This window comes from Aeromonas sp. MR19 (assembly GCF_963899305.1).
GTDB classification, from domain to species: domain Bacteria; phylum Pseudomonadota; class Gammaproteobacteria; order Enterobacterales; family Aeromonadaceae; genus Aeromonas; species Aeromonas bestiarum.
Genome location: NZ_CAWQWZ010000011.1, coordinates 1,058,319 through 1,077,146, shown reverse-complemented (window position 1 = coordinate 1,077,146; position 18,828 = coordinate 1,058,319). Strand labels below are relative to the sequence as shown.

Genomic DNA, 18,828 nt, shown 5'->3' with positions numbered 1-18,828 from the left:
AGTTCACCATGACAGCATCCATCATTCCCCTCGGCGGCGAACACTGCCGCATTCACCCCCAGGCCCCCTTCGGCCTGCTGATCGAACCGGTCCGGGAGGGGCAGGCTGTGCAGGCCCTGCCGGTCGAATCGCTGCGTGAACTGGCCCGTCGCCACGGCGTGCTGATCCTGCGCGGATTCGAGTCCGGCTTCACCGACCCCGAGCGGCTGACCCGCTACGGCGAGGCGTGGGGCGAGATCATGATGTGGCCGTTCGGCGCCGTGCTGGACGTGAAGGAGCACGAGAACGCCACCGACCACATCTTCGACTCCAGCTATGTGCCGCTGCACTGGGATGGCATGTACAAGCCGACCCTGCCCGAGTTCCAGCTGTTTCACTGCGTGCACGCCCCGGCGGCCGACGAGGGGGGGCGCACCACTTTCATCAATACCCGCCAGCTGCTGGTGGATCTCGATGGCGAGCGGCTGGCCCGCTGGGAGCGGGTACGGATCACCTATCGCATCAAGCAGGTGGTGCACTACGCTGGCCAGGTGAGCTCGCCCCTGCTGGTGCCCCACCCGGTGAGCGGCGAGACCGTCATGCGCTACAACGAGCCGCCGCGCGAGGGGGTGCGCTTCCTCAATCAGCATGCGCTGCAGATCGAGGGGATCCCGCCCGATGAGCAGGACGCCTTCCTGCAGGATCTGCACGAGCGACTCTACGATCCGCGCTACTTCTATGCCCACCAGTGGCAGCCGGGAGACCTGGTGATCGCCGACAACCTCGGCCTGCTGCACGGGCGGGAAGGCTTCACAGCCCGCTCGGCGCGCCACATCCAGCGGGTCCACATCCAGGCCAGCCCGCTCTGCCTCAACCCGGCGCTGGCGCCGCAAGGAGCGGCGTGATGGCGACCATTTTGCTGGCGGCCACCGCCACCCCAGGCCACGTCAACCCCATGCTGGCAGCGGCCCGTCTGCTGGTGGAGGAGGGGCATCGGGTGCTGATGCTGTGCGGCGCCCTGTTCGAGCAGCGCATCCGCCAGAGCGGCGCCGAGTTTGTGCCCTTCTCCCCCGAGGTGGACTTTGACTACCGGGTGCTGGAGCGGTATTTTCCCGAGCGGGCCAGCCTGAGCGGTACCGCCCAGATGGCACTGGCGCTCAGGCGTTTCTTCGCCGCGCCCATCCCGCAGCACGACCGCCGCTTGCGGGCGCTGATCGCGGCAGAGGGGGTGGATCTGCTGCTGGTGGAGAACGGCTTCTACGGCGTGCTGCCGCTGTTGCAGCAGGCGCGCGGCCGGCGCCTTCCCATACTGATGCTGGGGGTGAACCCCGTCTCTTTCTCGAGCCCGGATGCCATCTTCTACGGCCCGCGCATCGCCCCCGAGCTGCTCCGCTCCCTTGGCGAGCTGCCCTGGCTGGATGAACAGACCCGGCGACTGCAGGCCGAGGTACAGCAGAGCTTCGATGCCGCGCTGGCCGAGGCGGGGGCGCCGCCGCTGGCGGCTCCCTTCACCGATGTGATGGTGACGGCGCCGGATGCCTTCCTGCAGCTCTCCTGCGCCGGCTTTGAATACGAGCGGCCGGAGCTGGAAGGGGTGATCCGTTATGTCGGCCCCCTGCTGCCACCCCGGATTGAGCTGGTGCCGCCGCCCTGGTGGGAGCAACTGGATGAACGGCCGCTGGTCATCGTCAGCCAGGGCACCCTGGCCAACGTGGATCTGGGGCAGCTGCTGATCCCGGCCATGCAGGGGCTGGCGGGTGACGAGCTGCAACTGCTGCTGACCACGGGCGGGCGGGATCCGGCGCTGCTGGGTCCATCCATTCCCGCCAATGCCATCGTCACCGAGCATGTGCCGTTCGAGCTGGCGCTGCCCCGCGCCGCCGGGCTGGTGACCAACGGCGGCTATGGCTCTGTGCAGGCCGCTCTGGCGCACGGGGTGCCGCTGGTAGTGGCGGGCACGGGGGAGGACAAGGCCGAGGTAGCGACCCGGGTGGCGTGGAGTGGCGTTGGCATCAATCTGCACAGCAACGAGCCGACGGCAGAGGCCGTGGCCGCCGCGGTGCGCAAGCTGGTGCACGAGCCGCGCTATCGGGCACGGGCGCGCCTGCTGGCCGACGAGATGGGGAGGCTGGATGCCAGGGCCGCCATTGCCGGGGCGGTGACGACTTTGCTCACCAGCACCCGATAACGGAGGGAGGCCGATCTGGCCTCCCTTTTTGTTCAGCTTCTGCTCAGTTTGCGGTTGTTAGCCTGCTTGCCAGCTAAAGAGCAGGCGCCGGCGGCGATGGATGCACTTTTTCATGCAAAAAGAGCCATCCCGACGTTGAATTTTTGGCCGACTCAGGAAAGAATGCGCGCTCGGTTATTGACCTCGGGCGCAGGGTGACTCGTCACAGGCCAGACCGAGGATGACACGGCCCCCGGCCAACTTGGTACAGGAAACCACACAGGAATTTTATGAATCCCCTTCGCACTGCCGCTTCGGCCCTTTTATGTACTCTGACGCTGGTCAGCCATCAGGCCGCCGCCGTTGAATACACACTGCCCGCGGCCAACAGCCGCCTGATCGGTGAGAACCAGGAATACGTGGTGCCTGCGGACAACCGTCCGCTGGAGCAGATCGCCTCCGACTTCCAGTTGGGCCTGACCAACATCATGGAAGCCAACCCGGGCGTCGACCCCTATCTGCCGACACCGGGCAGCAAGCTGGTCATCCCCCATCAGCTGATCCTGCCGAATGCGCCCCGTGAAGGGATCGTCATCAACGTGGCCGAGATGCGCCTCTACTACTACCCCAAAGGCAAGAACGTGGTGGAAGTGCTGCCCATCGGCATAGGCCAGCTGGGTGTGAATACCCCGGAAAACTGGATCACCAAGGTGGAGCGCAAGCGCGCCAACCCGACCTGGACCCCGACCGAGAACATCCGTCGCCGCTACGCCGCCCAGGGCAAGACACTGCCTGCGGTCTGGCCGGCCGGTCCGGACAACCCCATGGGTCTGCACGCCCTCTACATCGGCAACCTGTATGCCATCCACGGCACCAACGCCACCTTCGGCATAGGTCTGCGGGTGAGCAGCGGCTGCGTGCGTCTGCGCGCCGACGACATCAAGTACCTGTTCGACAAGGTGCCGGTCGGTACCCGTGTCCAGTTCGTCAACCAGCCGGTCAAGTCCACGGTCGAGCCGGATGGCGGTCGCTACATGGAAGTCCATGAGCCGCTGTCGCGCAACGAGGAGGAGTTCAACTCCACCACGTCCGTGCCGCTGCCCATGACCCCGGCCATCACCCGCTTCATCGCCCACATGGACAGCGACTCCAATGTGGTCAAGCAGGTGCTGGAACAGCGTACCGGCATGCCGACCCGTCTCAACCCGCAGGCCTGATGGCCCGGGAGACCCGGTAATGAACAACGGCGACCTTGTGGTCGCCGTTGTTGTTTCTGGCATTGGTGAGAGCTATTCGTGGCTGATGGTGATCACCGCCATGGTATGGCGCGGGTCAATCCATCGACAGGAAACCTGGCTGCTGGCGAGACGCAGTGGCGACTGCTTCGCCAACTGCTGCAGATTGAGTGTCTCTGTGGTTTGCGCTGGGCCCGAGAGGCAGGTGATCTGCATCTGATCCTGTTGCTGCTGGATACGGCAGGCATCTTCCACTATGGCTCCGCTGAAGCTGATGCGTCCCGTACTGGTCGCCGGCACCGCCTGTGCCGTGGAGATGGTGGCGAGGGTGAGCGCCACTGCGATTGTCTTCATGCAGACCTCCTGATTGTCTTGCACGCTGGAAGGAAACCACTTTTTCATTGCCTTGCACTGTCACTATCGACCTGACCAGAAGGGATCTGAGCGTTATTTGACCGCTTGCCATGTCGCCCGGCGCTGGCGGGTTGACTGAAAAAAACAGGGCAACCCAGAGGTTGCCCTTGCTATGGCCGCCGGCTGCGGGTGACAAGGCCGCGTACATCCAGACGCGGCGCTCATCTTGCTCAGGGGGTGGGCGGGGCATAGAGGGCAAGCCAGTTGCCTTCGGTGTCTTCTATGATGACCCGGGAGCCATGGCCGCTGCCGATGCTGTGCAAGGGTTCGAGCACCCGTCCGCCTAGCCTTGGGACCATCTCTTGCGCCGCTTGCAGCCTGTCTCCGAGGGAGAGATAGATGAGGGGGCCAGTGCCGCCCGGCTGGTGGTATTTATCCATGGGGCCGAGGCAGGCCGCCGCGTTGTTGCCATCGTGGCGCAGCATGGCGAAGCGTATCTCCTCCTGTATCGGCGTGACCGGCACGTCGAGCAGGGCCGAGTAGAAGGCCATGGCGCGATCCAGATCCCGTGTCGGAATGTCGGCCCAGACCAGGGTATTGTCCATCTTGGTGATCTCCAGCATGTTCCGGCCGATGCGACCGGCGGCTCTTGGAACCAGTCCACGATCTTGTTGCGAGACCGTGATCAAGGCTCATGCGCTGCTCGGAATCCTCACGTATATGTATACGCTCCGGTTCCTGCGCTGCTCTTTTCCTTGCTGACGGCCTCTCGCGACAGGTCGTAGACAGGTTCTTAGAGGGTAGGAGTGGCCACTGAGGGACGCCAGAGGCAAAAAAACGGCGCCTGATGGCGCCGTTTTTGGGTGGGGAAGTGAAGTCTTTTCCCCTCGAGATACAGTTACTTGCCTGCGATGCTCAGCCCGCCAAAGCGGATGAGGGGCGCGTAGAAGCCCTTGCCATCGTCGTGGTGCAGCCGATCGCCGACCGCCTCCAGCTCGCCCAGCAGGCGGTAGAAGTTGCCCGCCACCGTGATGCCGCGCACCGGCTGGATGCGAATGCCATCCCGGCACAGGAAGCCCGACGCCCCGAACGAGAAGTCGCCGCTCACCGCATCGGCACCGGAGTGCAGACCGTCCAGCTTGACCAGTTCCAGATACTCGCCGGTTTTGACCTCGGCCTCGCTGTGGGGGCCTGTGCCAAACACCAGGTGGCGCGCCGTCACATCCAGCGCGCCGCGGGCGCTGCGCGCTGCCGAGCCGTTGCTGGCCAGGCCGAAGTGGTGAGCGGTGGCGCTGTTGTGCAGCAGCGTCTTGAGCTCGCCCTCGCCAATCAGCAGCAGATCCGAGGTGGGGGCCCCTTCACCGTCAAACGCCTTGATGTTCATGCCGCCCGGCATATAGGCCCGGCTCTCCAGGGTGAGCCAGCGGGAGGCCACAGACTGGCCCAGCTTGCTGCGCCAGGGGTTGATCCCCTGCTGGGCCCACTTGCCCGACAGCGCCGCCTGGAAGCAGCCAAACAGGCTGGCGAAGCAGTTGGTGCTGAAAATAGCGCTGTAGTGACCACTCGGCACGGCTTCCCCCGGCAGCAGGCCGTCGGCCACGGCATGGATCTGCGCTATGAGGGCCTGGCTGTCGAGCTCGTCGAAGCGGCGGCCATACTGCCCCTGGGAATGCATGGATTGGCGGCCAGCCCGCTCGATCAGCGCCGAGGTGTAGCAGCCGACGCTGAATTCACTGTGCTGGCAGCGGCTGCCCAGGCTGTTGGCGAGCCAGAGCTGGCTCTCCCCCTCGAAGAAGCTGTTGTAAGGCGCGCCTGTCACGTCCGGCAGGGCCAGCATGTCCGCCTCGAGGCGCAGGGCCAGGGCGATTTTCTCCTCCGCCGCCGTGGTGTCTGGCTGGTTTATCTCGGCGCAGTCGGTGGTGAGCCGGCTGTTGGCCACCGAGATGCGCTGATCCGCATCCAGCTTGGCGAAGCGGCTGGCATCGAGCGCATCCTGCAGCATGGCATCCAGCGCCGGCTCATCCAGGGATTCCGAGTAGGCGATGCCGACCCGGCCATCCTTGATGAGGCGGATGCCGAGCTGCTGGCTGCTGGTGACCTTGTATTCACCCAGCTCGCCCTTGTCGGCCTTGAGGGAGAAAGCCTTGTCCCGATTGGCTATGATGTCCGCCTCGGCATTGATATCGGCGACCTTGTCCAGCAGGCGGGTGAGCAGAGTATTCATATCGAGTTGGCTCATCAGGCGTTCCCTCCGACCAGAATATTGTCGACCTTGAGTGGTGGCTGGCCGACGGACGCCGGGATCGAGCCTGAGACAGAGCCGCACATGCCGGCAGCGATGGCGAGATCGCGGCCCACCATGGAGATCTCTTTGAGCACCTGGGGCCCTGTGCCGATCAGGGTGGCCGACTTGAGCGGCCGGGTGATCTTGCCCCCCTCGATGAGGTAGGCCTCCTGCACGTTGAAGTTGAACTCGCCTGTGCCCGGCTGCACAGATCCGCCGCCCATCCGCTTGGCATAGATGCCGTGTTCCACCGTCGCCAGCATTTCGTCCAGGCTGTGGTTGCCCGCCTCGATATAGGTGTTGCGCATGCGCGACGCCGGGGCGAAGCGATAGGATTCGCGTCTTCCCGAGCCGGTGCGGGCATAGCCGGTTCTAAGCGCTCCCATGCGATCGACCAGGAAGCCGGTCAGCACGCCATCCTTGATGAGCTGGGTGTGCTGGGTCGCCATGCCCTCGTCATCGACGTTGATGGAGCCCCAGGCGTTGCCCTGCAAGCCTTCGTCCACCGCGTTGACCACTGGGTTGGCGATGAGCTGGCCCATCTTGTCGTGAAACACCGAGGCCTTCTTGGCCACCGAGGTGGTCTCCAGCAGGTGGCCGCACGCCTCGTGGAAGATGACGCCGCCAAAGCCGCTCTCCATGATGACCGGCAGGGTGCCGCTCGGGCAGGGGGCTGCGCCGAGTTTCACCAGCGCCTGGCGGGTGGCGGTGAGGGCCAGCTCGCGCGGGTCTATGAGGGCCGCGTGTTCCCAGCCCATCATGGCGCCGGGGGCCTCGTAGCCCACGCTCTGCTCGCTCCCTTCCATGGCTATGGTCTGGGCCATGATGCGGTTGTAGTGGCGACGATCGGCCACTTGCAGCCCTTCGCTGTTGAAGATCTCCACCTCCTGCTCCCAGCCCAGGGCATTGCCCGAGAACTGGCTTACCTTGGCGCTCTCGGCGCGGGCCGCAGCATCCATGGCGTGCAGATAGGCAATCTTCTGCTCCAGCAGCTTGTTGGCACCGAGCGGCAGGGTGACCGGGTTGCGGTCAGTGAAACGGCTGAAGTCGAAGGCGGTGGCGGTCACCACTGGGTCGCGTCTGTCCTTGGCAGCCAGCAGGGTGACGATGCGCAGCAGCTCGTTGCGATCGGCCAGGTTGGTGTAGCCGTAGAGTACCTTGTGGCCGTAGCACAGGCGCACGCCTATGCCGAAATCGAGGCCGCCGCTGATATTTTCGATCTGGCTGGAGAGCAGGCTGAGCTGGCTGCGGCGCTTGCGCTCCACAAACAGCTCGGCGAAGTCGGCACCGAGCGCCAGCGCGTGATCGAGCACGTCGCGGGCAATGGCGGGGGCCAACAGGGAGAATGAGGTCATAGAATATCCTTTTCTGGTCTGTTTCCTGTTTGCTTCCGACACCCTTCTGATTGTGTTATGGGGTGTCGATTGCATTGTTGCAGACCAGCACAAAAAAGTCGCTATAGCGTCATGCGATGATACCGATTGAGAAAATCGGTGCGATTCGTGCGCCCGGCGGCCCAGATCCAGGCCGCCGGCAGGAGAGGTTAGAGCAGCTCGTGGATCTCGCTCAGGATCTGGTCGACCCACTGTTCGATGCGGGATTCGGTCTGGTCGTACTGGTTGGCGTCATCGAGCGCCAGGCCGACGAAGTGACGGCCATCGTCGATCAGCGCCTTGGAGGCGTCGAACTCGTACCCCTCGCTGGGCCAGTAACCCACCAGCTTGACCCCTTTGGGCACCAGCTGATCGTGCAGCAGGCCGAGGGCATCCTGATACCATTCGCCATAGCCCAGCTGATCGCCCAGGCCGAACAGGGCTATGATGCGCCCCTCCAGATGGACATCCTTGATGTCCTCCCAGCGGGATTCCCAATCTTCCTGCAGTTCGCCAAAGTCCCAGGTGGAGATGCCGAGGATCAGGATGTCGTACTCCTGCATGCGGATGAGGGGCACATCCTTGATGTTGTGGAGATCGACCAGCTCCGGGCCTATGAGGGCGCGGATCTTCTCGGCGGCCATCTCGGTGTAACAGGTGGTGGAACCGTAAAACAAACCTATCTTCATCGCACTGTCCTTACCGTAAAACAGATAGCTCTTTATCCTGGCGGCGCGTGGGGCTGGCGCGCGCGGAGGGGCGCCAGTTTAACAGATTGCCCAGCACCCTTCACGGGGCAAGCGTGGTGCTGGCCTCATCAGATCCCGCTGTCGCCCGGCGCCGGGCGCGCTACAATGGGCCACCGTTTGCCCAAGACCCAGTACCATGACCAAGCCAGCGCCTGCCGTGCACAATCATCCCCTGATCGAACCCTTCCTCGACGCCCTCTGGCTGGAGCGGGGTCTGTCTGACAACACTGTCAGCTCCTATCGCAGCGATCTGGAAAAATTTGCCCTCTGGCTCGATGAGCAGGGCAGCTCTTTGCTGCTGGCGGGGATGGACGAGATCCAGCACTACCTCGCCTGGCGGGTGGATCACCAGTTCGCCGCCAGCAGCACGGCCCGCTTTCTGTCTGCCCTGCGCCGCTTCTATCAGTATCTCAATCGGGAAAAATTGCGCAGCGATGACCCGACCGTGCTGCTGGAGGGGCCCAAGCTGCCCAAGAAGCTCCCCTCCGATCTCAGTGAAGGGGAGGTGGAGGCGCTGCTGGCGGCGCCGCTGGTGGACGATCCGCTGGAGCTGCGGGACAAGGCGATGCTGGAGCTGCTCTACGCCACCGGGCTGCGGGTCTCCGAGCTGGTGGGGCTCACCGCCGAGCATGTCAGCCTGCGCCAGGGGCTGGTGCGGGTGGTGGGCAAGGGCAACAAGGAGCGGCTGGTGCCCATGGGGGAGGAGGCTATCCACTGGCTTGAGCGTTACTACCGGGAGGCCCGCACCCTGCTGCTGGGGGGCACCAGCTCGGACGTGGTGTTCCCCTCCAGGCTGGCCCGCATGATGACCCGCCAGACCTTCTGGCATCGCATCAAGCTCTATGCCCTGCGCGCCGGGATCCAGGGCGAGCTCTCTCCTCACACCCTGCGCCACGCCTTTGCCACCCATCTGCTCAACCACGGCGCCGATCTGCGGGTGGTGCAGATGCTGCTGGGTCATGCGGATCTCTCCACCACCCAGATCTACACCCATGTGGCGAACGAGCGACTCAAGGCGCTGCACGGGGAGCACCACCCCCGCGCCTGAGCCGCCGACGCGCAACAAAAAACCGCCCTTGGGCGGTTTTTTTAAACACACGACAGGAGTTGGCGCTTATTTTCCCTGCTGGGATTTGAGCAGATCGCGGATTTCGCTCAGCAGCTCCTGATCCTTGGTGGGACCGGCGGGAGCGGCTGCCTCTTCCTGCTTCTTCTTGAGGGTGTTGATGGCTTTGAGCCCCATGAAGATGGCGAAGGAGATGATCAGAAAATCTATGATGGTCTGGATGAACTTGCCGTAGGCGATGACCACGGCAGGGGTGGCACCCTCGGCGGCCTTCAGGGTCACGGCGAGATCGCTGAAGTCCACTCCCCCCAGGATCAGACCAATTGGCGGCATGATCACGTCACCCACGAAGGAGGAGACTATCTTGCCGAAGGCGGCACCTATGATGATACCGACCGCCATGTCGATGACGTTGCCCCTGGCTGCAAAGGCCTTGAACTCTTGAATCAGACTCATGTTTCCCTCCAAAAATGGGCAGAGTGCGGCCGCTGCCGCACCAAGGTTTGAATAATAAAGCATCAGGAAAACAGAGGGATGACCGTCTTGTTTCCTGTCGTCACGGTTAGCTTGCTGGGCCTCTGCCCAATTGGCAACCTGTCAGGGAGGGATTTTTTTGCAGCCCTCGCTATTAATCAATCAGTAATTAACAGGTTGAGGCCAGTATATGGCCTGAGTTACCTTGTGAGTCCATTCGTTCATGCCAAGTGAGTAAAAGAGTGAAGCATTTACTACTGGGAATGATGCTGCTGTGCACCTTTGCTGCCAGCGCGGGGATGGATCCCCAATTATTGAAACAGCGTATAGAGCAGCGGCTCGGGGTCCAGGTCTATCTGGTGGATGCGACCCCCATGCCCGGCCTCTTCATGCTGGGCACCAGTCAGGGGCCGCTCTATGCCGATGCCAAGGGGGACTATGTGCTCCAGGGCATCATGCTGGATCTGGGCCACGACATGAAAAACCTCACCATGCTGGGCCAGCGTCAACAACGGCAGCGGGCCCTGACCCAGATCGGCGAACGGCGTATGCAACTCAAGGCGGTGCCCGAGCGTCACAGCATCACACTCTTTACCGATCTGACCTGCCGCAGCTGCCGTACCTCGCTCGATGAGCTGCCCATACTGCAGGCGCAGGGGGTGAGCGTGCAGCTGCTGCCAGCGCTGAGTACCTTCGCCGATCTGGCCGAGGCGCAGGCGCGCTGGTGCGATCCCGCTCTGTTCAGTGAACTCAGTCTCAGTGATCGTTTGCCTGCGGCTGGTTGTAATGAGATCCTTGCCCATCATATCGGCCTGAGCCAGTGGCTCGGGATCAAGGCGCTGCCGAGCTGGGTCCTGCCAAACGGGGATCTGGTACGGGGTTATCAGAGCCCTGAACAACTGCTCAAGATACTGGATCACATCAATGCCCCTGCAAATCCGTCGTCGTCCGCGAGTTGATGATTCCCATCTGCCCGCCACCCTGCATCCACTGCTTCGTCAAGTCTTCGCCAGCCGTGGCGTAGAAGATCCCGTCCTGCTGGAGCGCAGCGCCAGCTTGCTGCTGCCACCCCAGCGCCTGTTCGGCATGGAGCAGGCGGTACCGCTGCTGGCGGCGGCGCTCACCGCCCAGCAGCGCATCCTGATCGTCGGTGATTTCGACTGCGACGGCGCCACCAGCTCGGCCCTGTGCGTGCTGGCCCTGCGGGCCATGGGCGGCAAGCACATCGACTTTCTGGTGCCCAACCGCTTCGAGTTCGGCTACGGCCTCACCCCCGAGATAGTCGAGCTGGCGGTGGCGCGCGGCGCCGAATTCCTCATCACGGTAGACAACGGCATCTCCAGCATCGCCGGGGTGGCGGCGGCCAAGGCGGCCGGCATGCAGGTTCTGGTCACCGATCATCACCTGCCGGGCCAGGAGCTGCCGGCTGCCGATGCGATAGTGAATCCCAACCAGCACGGCTGCGACTTCCCCTCCAAGTCCCTGGCCGGGGTCGGGGTCGCCTTCTATCTGATGGCGGCCCTCAACACCCACCTGCGTCAGCTGGGCTGGTACGAGCGCCAAGGCATTCGCGCTCCCAATGTGGCGGATTATCTGGATCTGGTGGCGCTTGGCACGGTCGCTGACGTGGTGGCGCTGGATGGCAACAACCGCATCCTGGTGCACCAAGGGCTGCAGCGGATCCGGGCCGGTCGCTGCCGTCCCGGCATCCAGGCGCTGGTGGACGTGTCGGGCCGGGACGGCCGCCGCCTCACCGCCGCCGACCTCGGCTTCGCGCTGGGGCCGCGCCTCAACGCCGTGGGCCGACTCGATGACATGTCCCTCGGGGTCGCCTGTCTGCTGAGCGACGACCTCAATCTGGCGCGCCAGCTCGCGGCCGAGATGGACAGCCTCAACCAGGAGCGCAAGGAGATAGAGCAGGGGATGCAGCAGGAGGCGCTCGCCACCCTGGAGCAGATCCGTTTTCGGGACGGCGAGGTGCCCTCCGGCATAGTGCTGCACAGAGACGAGTGGCATCAGGGGGTGGTGGGGCTGGTGGCCTCCAAGGTCAAGGAGAAGTACTACAGGCCGGTGATTGCCTTTGCCGAGAGCAGCGACACCGAGCTCAAGGGCTCGGGTCGCTCCATCCCCGGTGTGCACCTGCGCGATGCCCTCGAGCTGCTCGATACCCGCCATCCGGGCCTGATGGGCAAGTTTGGCGGCCATGCCATGGCGGCCGGGCTGACCCTGCCCAAGGCCAATGTCGAGGCCTTCGGCCGGGCGTTTGAGACGGTAATAAGCGAGCTGGTCACGCCCGAACTGCTGACCGGGGTGCTGCTCACCGACGGCGAACTGCTGCCCGATGAGCTCAGCCTTGAGCTGGCGGAGCTTATTCGCGCCTCCGGCCCCTGGGGCCAGGCCTTCCCAGAGCCGCTGTTTGACGGCGAATTCGTGCTGGTGCAGCAGCGACTGGTGGGGGAGAAGCACCTCAAGATGATGCTGACCACGGATTCCGGTCATGCGGTGGATGCCATCGCCTTCGGGGTCGATCTCAAGCGCTGGCCGGACGCCTCGGTGAAGCGGGTGCGGCTGGTCTATCGGCTCGATGTCAACGAGTGGCGCGGCAACCGCAGCGTGCAGCTGCTGGTGGAGCATCTGGAGGCTGCCGGCCTCTAGCCGTTGGCCGCTTGTCAGCTGTCTTGTCACGGCCATCCCTCGGGATGGCCGTGTTGTTGTGGGCGGTTGCACTTCGGGGCACATAGTGAATGTTCCCTTCGCGCATGGTGGTTTTAAATTGCCGGCTTTATTGATAACGAGGGTTTTTAGTATCAATCCACGCTGATTTGCAGGGTTTAAAATTCAATAAAAAGATGGATTGTGATATATTCGGCCTCGCTGAATCCTCTTTTCAAGAAGGGACCGCCCGCTTGTCACCCTCTGGCCGACTCTCGACCTGGGCGATGGCTCTCGCCATCGCCAGTCTGCTGTGGCTTGCCGCCTTTGCCGCGGCAGAGGTCGGTGCAGCCGTTCGTCAGGCCTCGGTCGGCCAGGGCGCCGCGATGCAGTTGTATGAACCGTCCGATCCCGGGTTCGTCAACAGCGTCAGCCTGCCGCCGGGCGGCCAGTGGCGGCTCAGCTTCGAGCAGGGGCGGCGGCTGGAGAGCGCCGGCCACCCCGAGCTTTATCAGATGCTGCTGGCCTGGTTCCAGCACGAAATCCTGGGCCTGCTCTGCGGCCTGCTGTTCTTCCTGCCCCTCATCTACCTCAGGCAGCTGTCCGATTACTTCGGTTACCTGCACAAACGCCTGCTGGTCTGCCATCACCTGCAATTTCGCTTCTGCCACGGCCACTCGCGTCCGGTTTGCTGCTGAGCGCGCACCGGATCCCGGCGTTTCCCCGTCGACTGACTGTTTGACCCCTCTGCCGGCTGACGCCTGCGATCGGTTGCCGCGCCTTGTTGCCCCTGCTATCCCACCCGCCGTGCGGGAGCCGGGCCCTTATCTGCACAAGCTGTGAGCCGATCCGATGGATTATTATGTAAACCTGTTTATTCAGTCGATTTTTGTCGAAAACCTGGCGCTGGCCTTCTTTCTGGGCATGTGTACCTTCCTGGCCGTTTCCAAGAACATCAATACCGCCTTCGGCCTGGGCCTGACGGTGCTGGTGGTCATGGTGATCGCCATTCCCCTCAACAACCTGATCTACCGCCATATCCTGCGTCCCGAGAGCACCTTCCTCGGCGAATTTGATCTCAGCTTTCTCGATTTCATCGTCTACATAGGGGTGCTGGCCGCGCTGGTGCAGGTGATGGAGATGGTGCTCGACAAGCATTTCCCGGCGCTCCATCACGCGCTAGGCATCTATCTGCCGCTCTTGACTGTGCACTGCGCCATCTTCGGCGGCGTCATGTTCATGGCCCAGCGGGATTACGATTTCATCGAATCCATAGTGTATGGGGCGGGTTCAGGGCTTGGCTGGTTGCTGGCCATCGTCGCCATCGCCGGCCTGCGCCAGAAGATGAAGTATTCGGATGTACCCGAGGGGCTGCGCGGCATCGGCATCACCTTTATAGTGGCCGGGCTGATGTCGCTCGGCTTCATGTCCTTCTCCGGCATGTCGCTCTAGGCACGCCACCTGTGAAAACGGCCACTTGCGTGGCCGTTTTGCTATGCGGCGGGGGCTATCATCCCCAACAGCCGGTCGTGGACCAGCGGCAGTGTCAGGAAGCCGTCCCGGTCGAGGAAGTGGCCACCCTGCTCCAGGCTGTAGAGCGGCGCGGCCAGCTGCTCGCTCAGGTGCTGGCAGTAGCGATAAGGCACTATGGCATCGTCGCGGGAGGCAACCACGACGCGTTGGGGAGCCAGGGTCATGATGTGTGCCGGGTCATAGCCCGGCTGCATGAAGGGATCCAGTTCCGGCAGGGTGTGCAGGGGCTGATCGAAACCGGACACCAGCAGGATCCCGCCCACCCGGCGGCAGGCGGGCAGGCGGCTGAGCTGACGCAGTATGGCGATGCAGCCGAGGCTGTGGCCCAGCAGGAAGGTGCGCTCATCGTGATCCCGCACCAGGCTGTCCATGGCGGCATCCCAGGCGGCTGGTTCCGGCCGGTGCGGGTCTGGCATGGCCAGCACCTCGACCCGGATATCGCGGGCTTCGAGTTTCTCCTTGAGCCAGGGGAACCAGTGGGACTGGGGGGAGGCAGTGTAGCCGTGCACTATGAAGACGCGGGTGTGTGACATGAGCATGATCCTGAAACGGGCAACAGGGAATGAAAAACCGTGCCGCTGCGGCAACTGGCCGGGGCGGCCACATAATACCAGCACCCCCTGGGTGCCGACACGCCCCTATCCGGGCGATACAGGGGAGGGACAAACCGCTCAGTCCAGCAGCTTGGCCATGTTGTAGCCGGTGATGGCGAAGCCCGCCTCCTGGTAGAGCGCCAGGGCGCGCGGGTTGTCGTACGCGACCCGCAACTTGATCTGGCTGATGCCACTGGCCCTGAGCTCGGCCTCCAGCACCGCCATGGCGGCCTTGCCGATGCCCTGGCTGCGGTGAGCCGGGGCGACATAGAAGTCATAGATAAAGGTGGCGCTGGCATCGGGGTCGATGGCGTGCCAGAGATAGCCCAGTGGCTGCACCTCTGCGGTCGCAACCGCCTCCTCTTCGCTTGCGGGCAGGATGCAGAGCAGGCTGTGGCCGGCGGTGGCTACCCCCTGCGGCAGGGAGTGCAGCAGAGAGGCTTCGGCCTTGCGACGGGCGGTGGCGAGATCATGGCCATGATTGCTGGCGATATCCTGCGCGTAATCCTCGATGAAGTAGGTGCAATAGGCGGGGTAGTGGGCCTGGCTCATGGGGATCAGGCGAACGAGGGGGGTTGGCATACTGCAGATCACTCAAAGGGAGAAGGGGGTTCACGTTAACCCGGCGGCGAAGTGAGCGCAAACGACGCTGGCTGCTGTCGGGAGCCGGAACGGCGTCAGCCCGCGGCTGGCCCATAAAAAAGAGCGCCCTTGGGCGCTCTTTTTTGATCAGGGGTGGATGAGGTTATTTCACCTCTTCGCCCTTGGCTTGCAGGTCCGCATGATAGGAGGAGCGGACGAAGGGGCCGCAGGCGGCGTGGGAGAAGCCCAGCCCCATGGCGACATCCTTCAGTTCGTCAAACTCTGCGGGCGGCACGTAGCGCTTCACCGGCAGGTGGTGGCGGCTCGGCTGCAGATACTGGCCCAGGGTCAGCATGTTGACGCCGTGCTCGCGCAGATCGGTGAGCACCTGCACGATTTCTTCGTTGGTCTCGCCCAGACCCATCATGACACCGGACTTGGTCGGTACATGGGGGTGCATCTCCTTGATGCGGCGCAGCAGCTCGAGGGACCACTTGTAGTCGGCGCCGGGGCGGGCGACCCGGTACATGCGCGGGGCTGTTTCCAGGTTGTGGTTGAACACGTCAGGCGGCGTCTCGCGGAACACCTCCAGCGCCTGCTCCATCCGGCCGCGGAAGTCCGGGGTCAGGATCTCGATGCGGGTCTGCGGGCTGTGCTCGCGGATCTGCTTGATGCAGTCGGCGAAGTGCTGGGCACCGCCGTCGCGCAGATCGTCGCGGTCCACCGAGGTGATGACCACGTATTTCAGCCCCATCTCCTTGATGGTGAGTGCCAGCTTGTGTGGCTCGTCGGGATCCAGCGCCAGCGGGCGGCCGTGGGCCACGTCGCAGAAGGGGCAACGACGGGTGCAGATGGCGCCCATGATCATGAAGGTGGCGGTGCCGTGGTTGAAGCACTCGGCCAGGTTGGGGCAGGAGGCCTCTTCACACACTGAGTGCAGCTTGTTCTTGCGCAGCGTGCTCTTGATGTGCTCGATCTTCTGGCTCGACGGCGGCAGCTTGATCCGCATCCAGTCCGGCTTGCGCAGCACTTCCTCGTCGGGATCCGGCATGAATTTCACCGGGATCAGGGCCATCTTGTCGCCATCGCGCAGCTTGACGCCCGGCTCCATACGAACGGGTTTGCTCATGATTCACTCTCGGTGTTTGTTATTGTTTGGTAGATAGCCGTCGGGGTCATCTCTGTGCCCTCATGGCCACGCAGCATGGGCTTGCTCATGCCGCCTCTTCGGTATGGGTGATCGTCTCATAGCCAATCAGGCTGGCCAGTTCGGCCACCAGAATGGCCTGCGCCTCGGCCACGCTCTGCGGGCCGCCCAAAGCGCTGGTCTGGGTCATGGCCATGCCCGCATAACCGCACGGATTGATGCGCAGGAAGGGGGTCATGTCCATGTTGATATTGAGTGCCAGCCCGTGGAAGGAGCAGCCCTTGCGGATGCGCAGGCCCAGCGAGGCCAGCTTGGCTTCTGTCTGCATCGAGGCGCCAAGCTCGCTTTTCACATAGACGCCGGGGGCGTCGGGTTTGGCATAGGCCTCAATCCCGCTCTTTGCCAGGGTCTTGATGATGGCGGTTTCCAGGCAGGTCACCAGCTCGCGCACCGTCAGCTTGCTGCGGCGCACATCCACCAGCACGTAGAGCACCAGCTGGCCGGGGCCGTGATAGGTCACCTGACCGCCGCGATCGCTCTGCACCACAGGGATGTCGCCCGGCGCGAGCAGGTGCTCGGCCTTGCCGGCCTGGCCCTGGGTGTAGACGGGGTCGTGCTCCACCACCCAGAACTCGTCCGGGGTGTCGCTGGTGCGACTGTCGGTGAAGGCCTTCATGGCGTCCCATACCGGCTGGTAGGGGCGGCGACCCAGGTGTCTGACGAGCAGCTGTGGCTGGGCGGGGATCTGGGGTGACATCTTTTCCTCACAGGCTGGCGCTTGAGTCGGCACCATGGGTCAGCGCTCGGGGGTGACGCAAAATCAATCGCCCCTGGCGGGGCGAGAGAGAAATTACAGTACGTATTTCACCAGCTCGATCTTGCCAAGGGCGTGGTACATCGCTTCGATGTGCTCTTTGCTCTGGGCTGTCACGGTTACGCGGACCGAGTGGTAGTTGCCCTTGGAGCTGGGCTGAACGGTCGGGCTGTAAGTGCCGGGGGCGTGTTGCTGCAGCACTTCAACCACCTGATCCGGCAGGGCCGGGTCGGCAATGCCGAGCACCTTGAACGGGAACTTGCAGGGGAACTCCAGCAGTTCATCAAACTTGGTATTCATCTACTCACCTTTTGGCGTCATCACGGGATGACTTCATCTTTAATCTTGCGTGGCTGGTGGCCTATGGCTCATCAGGCCGTCATGTACAAGTCTATATGGGCATAGCCCGGGCAGAGATCAAGGCCCGGGCCGCGCGACAAGACATGGAGATGCTGCTTTTTACCACAAATCGCCAGTCGGCGGAACCTGCAGATTGCAGGGTTATTCGCTGGTATGAGCGGGTAAAGACAGCAGCGGCGCCTGTTGGCGCCGCTGTTTGGTCAGGATTGTGCGTCTCTCTTACTTGAACCAGCTGGAGACCAGCATCACCAGGTAATCCCACAGACGGCTCATCAGTCCGCCTTCCTGCACCTCTTCCAGCGCGACCAGCGGAACCTGCTTGATCTCCTTGTCGCCCTGCTTCAGGAACACGGTGCCGACCCGTTGGCCCTTGGCCAGCGGGGCTTTCAGTTCGCTCTCGAGCTGGAAGTCCGCTTTCAGGTTGTTGCCCTGACCACGGGTGACCAGCACGGACACGTCCTTGTCGACGCCCAGTTTCACTTCAGACTTGTCGCCCATCCAGATCTTCTGGGTGACCAGCTCGGTGCCGGCCTTGTACGGGGTCAGGCTCTGGAAGAAACGGAAACCGTAGGTGAGCAGCTTCTTGCTCTCGGCGGCGCGGGAACCCTCGCTGCTGGCGCCCAGCACCACGGCGATCAGGCGCATGCCTTCGTTGTTGGTGGCGGAGGAGACCAGGTTGTAGCCGACCTGGCTGACGTGGCCGGTCTTGATGCCATCCACTTGCAGGGATTGATCCCACAGCAGGCGGTTGCGGTTGTGCTGGGTGATGCCGTTGAACACGAAGGATTTCTGGGAGTAGATCTTGTACTCCTCAGGCAGATCGCGGATCAGGGCCTGACCCAGACGGGCCATGTCGTGGGCGGTACTGTAGTGGCCTTCCGCATCCAGACCGTGCGGGTTCATGAAGTGGCTGTCCTTCATGCCGAGCTTGGCGGACCAGGAGTTCATCAGGCTGGCGAAGGAGTCTGTGCTGCCGGCCAGGAATTCGGCCATGGCGACGCAGGCATCGTTGCCGGACTGGATGATGATGCCCTTGTTGAGATCATCGACGGAGACCTGCTTGCCCACCTCGATGAACATCTTGGAGGAGTCGGTGTAGTTCTTGGACCAGGCGTTCTGGCTGATGGTCACCATGTCGGTGCGCTTGATGTTCCCCTTCAGCAGCTCCTGGCCGATGATGTAGGAGGTCATCATTTTGGTCAGACTGGCGGGCGGCAGACGCTCTTCGGCGTTCTGCTCGGCCAGCACCTGACCCGAGTAGTAATCGATCAAAATATGGGCCTTGGCGGAGATCTCCGGCGCGGCGGGAACGACCATGGGGGTTGCGTTCGGGGTCGGTACAGGCTGGTTGGCCTGGGCGGTGGCGCTTAACAGGGAGGCCAGAATAACTGAACGGGCAAATTTGGACATCTTGAAATTCCTGGAGCCTGGATGGGGGTAACCCAAGTTAAAAATGCGGGCTTCAC

Annotated in this window: 20 protein-coding genes; 8 read left to right on the top strand and 12 right to left on the bottom strand. The window is 63.2% G+C overall.

Going from position 1 to position 18,828, the window contains the following annotated elements; genetic code table 11:
• The first annotated feature begins 8 nt into the window (after positions 1-8).
• From AACQ95_RS10620 to AACQ95_RS10610, 3 genes are all read left to right on the top strand, one after another.
• Positions 9-884, top strand: a complete 876-nt coding sequence (locus tag AACQ95_RS10620) for a TauD/TfdA dioxygenase family protein (protein WP_241278554.1) — start codon at positions 9-11, stop codon at positions 882-884.
• Positions 884-2,167 carry a glycosyltransferase gene (locus AACQ95_RS10615; RefSeq protein ID WP_241278553.1) on the top strand — a complete coding sequence of 428 codons (1,284 nt, stop codon included), beginning with the start codon at positions 884-886 and terminating at the stop codon, positions 2,165-2,167. Before AACQ95_RS10620 ends, AACQ95_RS10615 begins: the two co-directional genes overlap by 1 nt.
• Positions 2,168-2,436: 269 nt before the next feature.
• A complete protein-coding gene (locus AACQ95_RS10610) occupies positions 2,437-3,363 on the top strand; it encodes a L,D-transpeptidase family protein (protein WP_043135772.1) in 927 nt (308 codons plus the stop codon).
• Between the two features lie 72 nt (positions 3,364-3,435).
• Here the strand turns inward: AACQ95_RS10610 and AACQ95_RS10605 are convergent, their stop codons facing one another.
• The 5 genes from AACQ95_RS10605 to fldB form a co-directional block, all read right to left on the bottom strand.
• Entirely contained in the window at positions 3,436-3,735 is a 300-nt protein-coding gene (locus AACQ95_RS10605; RefSeq protein ID WP_241278552.1) for a type 1 fimbrial protein, read from the bottom strand.
• Between the two features lie 230 nt (positions 3,736-3,965).
• Positions 3,966-4,358: a VOC family protein gene (locus AACQ95_RS10600; protein WP_043555073.1), complete on the bottom strand. Its 393-nt coding sequence runs from the start codon at positions 4,356-4,358 to the stop codon at positions 3,966-3,968.
• Between the two features lie 275 nt (positions 4,359-4,633).
• Positions 4,634-5,974, bottom strand: a complete 1,341-nt coding sequence (locus tag AACQ95_RS10595; protein WP_241278551.1) for a TldD/PmbA family protein — start codon at positions 5,972-5,974, stop codon at positions 4,634-4,636.
• Positions 5,974-7,374, bottom strand: coding sequence for a TldD/PmbA family protein (locus AACQ95_RS10590; protein WP_241278550.1), 1,401 nt, complete (start codon positions 7,372-7,374; stop codon positions 5,974-5,976). Before AACQ95_RS10590 ends, AACQ95_RS10595 begins: the two co-directional genes overlap by 1 nt.
• Before the next feature lie 188 nt (positions 7,375-7,562).
• Positions 7,563-8,081: a flavodoxin FldB gene (gene fldB, locus AACQ95_RS10585; RefSeq protein WP_042867526.1), complete on the bottom strand. Its 519-nt coding sequence runs from the start codon at positions 8,079-8,081 to the stop codon at positions 7,563-7,565.
• 196 nt (positions 8,082-8,277) lie between these two features.
• Between fldB and xerD the strand changes: the two genes are divergently transcribed.
• A complete protein-coding gene (gene xerD, locus AACQ95_RS10580; RefSeq protein ID WP_043555079.1) occupies positions 8,278-9,189 on the top strand; it encodes a site-specific tyrosine recombinase XerD in 912 nt (303 codons plus the stop codon).
• Positions 9,190-9,255: 66 nt separating this feature from the next.
• Here the strand turns inward: xerD and mscL are convergent, their stop codons facing one another.
• Positions 9,256-9,663, bottom strand: a complete 408-nt coding sequence (gene mscL / locus AACQ95_RS10575; protein WP_005317444.1) for a large-conductance mechanosensitive channel protein MscL — start codon at positions 9,661-9,663, stop codon at positions 9,256-9,258.
• A gap of 260 nt (positions 9,664-9,923) precedes the next feature.
• On the opposite strand from mscL, the gene AACQ95_RS10570 reads away from it, so the two are divergent.
• The 4 genes from AACQ95_RS10570 to nqrE all read left to right on the top strand — a co-directional run bounded on the left by AACQ95_RS10570 (position 9,924) and on the right by nqrE (position 13,785).
• Entirely contained in the window at positions 9,924-10,640 is a 717-nt protein-coding gene (locus tag AACQ95_RS10570) for a disulfide isomerase DsbC N-terminal domain-containing protein (RefSeq protein ID WP_043555080.1), read from the top strand.
• Entirely contained in the window at positions 10,606-12,336 is a 1,731-nt protein-coding gene (gene recJ, locus AACQ95_RS10565; RefSeq protein ID WP_241278549.1) for a single-stranded-DNA-specific exonuclease RecJ, read from the top strand. Before AACQ95_RS10570 ends, recJ begins: the two co-directional genes overlap by 35 nt.
• A 251-nt stretch (positions 12,337-12,587) precedes the next feature.
• Complete coding sequence (locus AACQ95_RS10560; protein ID WP_241278548.1) at positions 12,588-13,031, top strand: hypothetical protein; 444 nt, start codon at positions 12,588-12,590, stop codon at positions 13,029-13,031.
• A 154-nt stretch (positions 13,032-13,185) separates the two neighbouring features.
• Positions 13,186-13,785 (top strand): NADH:ubiquinone reductase (Na(+)-transporting) subunit E, encoded by a 600-nt coding sequence (gene nqrE / locus AACQ95_RS10555; protein WP_042867538.1) that lies wholly within the window; start codon positions 13,186-13,188, stop codon positions 13,783-13,785.
• A gap of 41 nt (positions 13,786-13,826) precedes the next feature.
• Here the strand turns inward: nqrE and AACQ95_RS10550 are convergent, their stop codons facing one another.
• From AACQ95_RS10550 to AACQ95_RS10525, 6 genes are all read right to left on the bottom strand, one after another.
• Complete coding sequence (locus AACQ95_RS10550; RefSeq protein ID WP_241278547.1) at positions 13,827-14,399, bottom strand: RBBP9/YdeN family alpha/beta hydrolase; 573 nt, start codon at positions 14,397-14,399, stop codon at positions 13,827-13,829.
• A gap of 138 nt (positions 14,400-14,537) precedes the next feature.
• Positions 14,538-15,041 carry a GNAT family N-acetyltransferase gene (locus tag AACQ95_RS10545; protein ID WP_241278546.1) on the bottom strand — a complete coding sequence of 168 codons (504 nt, stop codon included), beginning with the start codon at positions 15,039-15,041 and terminating at the stop codon, positions 14,538-14,540.
• Positions 15,042-15,204: 163 nt separating this feature from the next.
• Positions 15,205-16,170: a lipoyl synthase gene (lipA, locus tag AACQ95_RS10540; protein WP_042867544.1), complete on the bottom strand. Its 966-nt coding sequence runs from the start codon at positions 16,168-16,170 to the stop codon at positions 15,205-15,207.
• A gap of 85 nt (positions 16,171-16,255) precedes the next feature.
• The gene (lipB, locus tag AACQ95_RS10535) at positions 16,256-16,945 is read right to left on the bottom strand and encodes a lipoyl(octanoyl) transferase LipB (RefSeq protein ID WP_241278545.1); all 690 of its coding nucleotides are present in this window, start codon (positions 16,943-16,945) and stop codon (positions 16,256-16,258) included.
• Between the two features lie 93 nt (positions 16,946-17,038).
• On the bottom strand, positions 17,039-17,302 hold the full coding sequence (gene ybeD, locus AACQ95_RS10530; RefSeq protein ID WP_042867550.1) for a DUF493 family protein YbeD: 264 nt from the start codon (positions 17,300-17,302) through the stop codon (positions 17,039-17,041).
• Between the two features lie 279 nt (positions 17,303-17,581).
• Positions 17,582-18,772, bottom strand: coding sequence for a D-alanyl-D-alanine carboxypeptidase family protein (locus AACQ95_RS10525; RefSeq protein WP_043555087.1), 1,191 nt, complete (start codon positions 18,770-18,772; stop codon positions 17,582-17,584).
• Between the last annotated feature and the right edge of the window lie 56 nt (positions 18,773-18,828).

Excerpts from the sequence above, each read along its gene's own strand:
- nqrE (WP_042867538.1), top strand. The coding sequence starts at position 13,186 with ATGGATTATTATGTAAACCTGTTTATTCAGTCGATTTTTGTCGAAAAC.
- recJ (WP_241278549.1), top strand. The coding sequence starts at position 10,606 with ATGCCCCTGCAAATCCGTCGTCGTCCGCGAGTTGATGATTCCCATCTG.
- lipB (WP_241278545.1), bottom strand. The coding sequence starts at position 16,945 with ATGTCACCCCAGATCCCCGCCCAGCCACAGCTGCTCGTCAGACACCTG.
- AACQ95_RS10525 (WP_043555087.1), bottom strand. The coding sequence starts at position 18,772 with ATGTCCAAATTTGCCCGTTCAGTTATTCTGGCCTCCCTGTTAAGCGCC.
- AACQ95_RS10615 (WP_241278553.1), top strand. The coding sequence starts at position 884 with ATGGCGACCATTTTGCTGGCGGCCACCGCCACCCCAGGCCACGTCAAC.
- AACQ95_RS10595 (WP_241278551.1), bottom strand. The coding sequence starts at position 5,974 with ATGAGCCAACTCGATATGAATACTCTGCTCACCCGCCTGCTGGACAAG.
- AACQ95_RS10610 (WP_043135772.1), top strand. The coding sequence starts at position 2,437 with ATGAATCCCCTTCGCACTGCCGCTTCGGCCCTTTTATGTACTCTGACG.
- xerD (WP_043555079.1), top strand. The coding sequence starts at position 8,278 with ATGACCAAGCCAGCGCCTGCCGTGCACAATCATCCCCTGATCGAACCC.
- AACQ95_RS10550 (WP_241278547.1), bottom strand. The coding sequence starts at position 14,399 with ATGTCACACACCCGCGTCTTCATAGTGCACGGCTACACTGCCTCCCCC.
- AACQ95_RS10600 (WP_043555073.1), bottom strand. The coding sequence starts at position 4,358 with ATGCTGGAGATCACCAAGATGGACAATACCCTGGTCTGGGCCGACATT.
- mscL (WP_005317444.1), bottom strand. The coding sequence starts at position 9,663 with ATGAGTCTGATTCAAGAGTTCAAGGCCTTTGCAGCCAGGGGCAACGTC.
- AACQ95_RS10545 (WP_241278546.1), bottom strand. The coding sequence starts at position 15,041 with ATGCCAACCCCCCTCGTTCGCCTGATCCCCATGAGCCAGGCCCACTAC.
- lipA (WP_042867544.1), bottom strand. The coding sequence starts at position 16,170 with ATGAGCAAACCCGTTCGTATGGAGCCGGGCGTCAAGCTGCGCGATGGC.
- ybeD (WP_042867550.1), bottom strand. The coding sequence starts at position 17,302 with ATGAATACCAAGTTTGATGAACTGCTGGAGTTCCCCTGCAAGTTCCCG.
- AACQ95_RS10590 (WP_241278550.1), bottom strand. The coding sequence starts at position 7,374 with ATGACCTCATTCTCCCTGTTGGCCCCCGCCATTGCCCGCGACGTGCTC.
- fldB (WP_042867526.1), bottom strand. The coding sequence starts at position 8,081 with ATGAAGATAGGTTTGTTTTACGGTTCCACCACCTGTTACACCGAGATG.
- AACQ95_RS10620 (WP_241278554.1), top strand. The coding sequence starts at position 9 with ATGACAGCATCCATCATTCCCCTCGGCGGCGAACACTGCCGCATTCAC.
- AACQ95_RS10605 (WP_241278552.1), bottom strand. The coding sequence starts at position 3,735 with ATGAAGACAATCGCAGTGGCGCTCACCCTCGCCACCATCTCCACGGCA.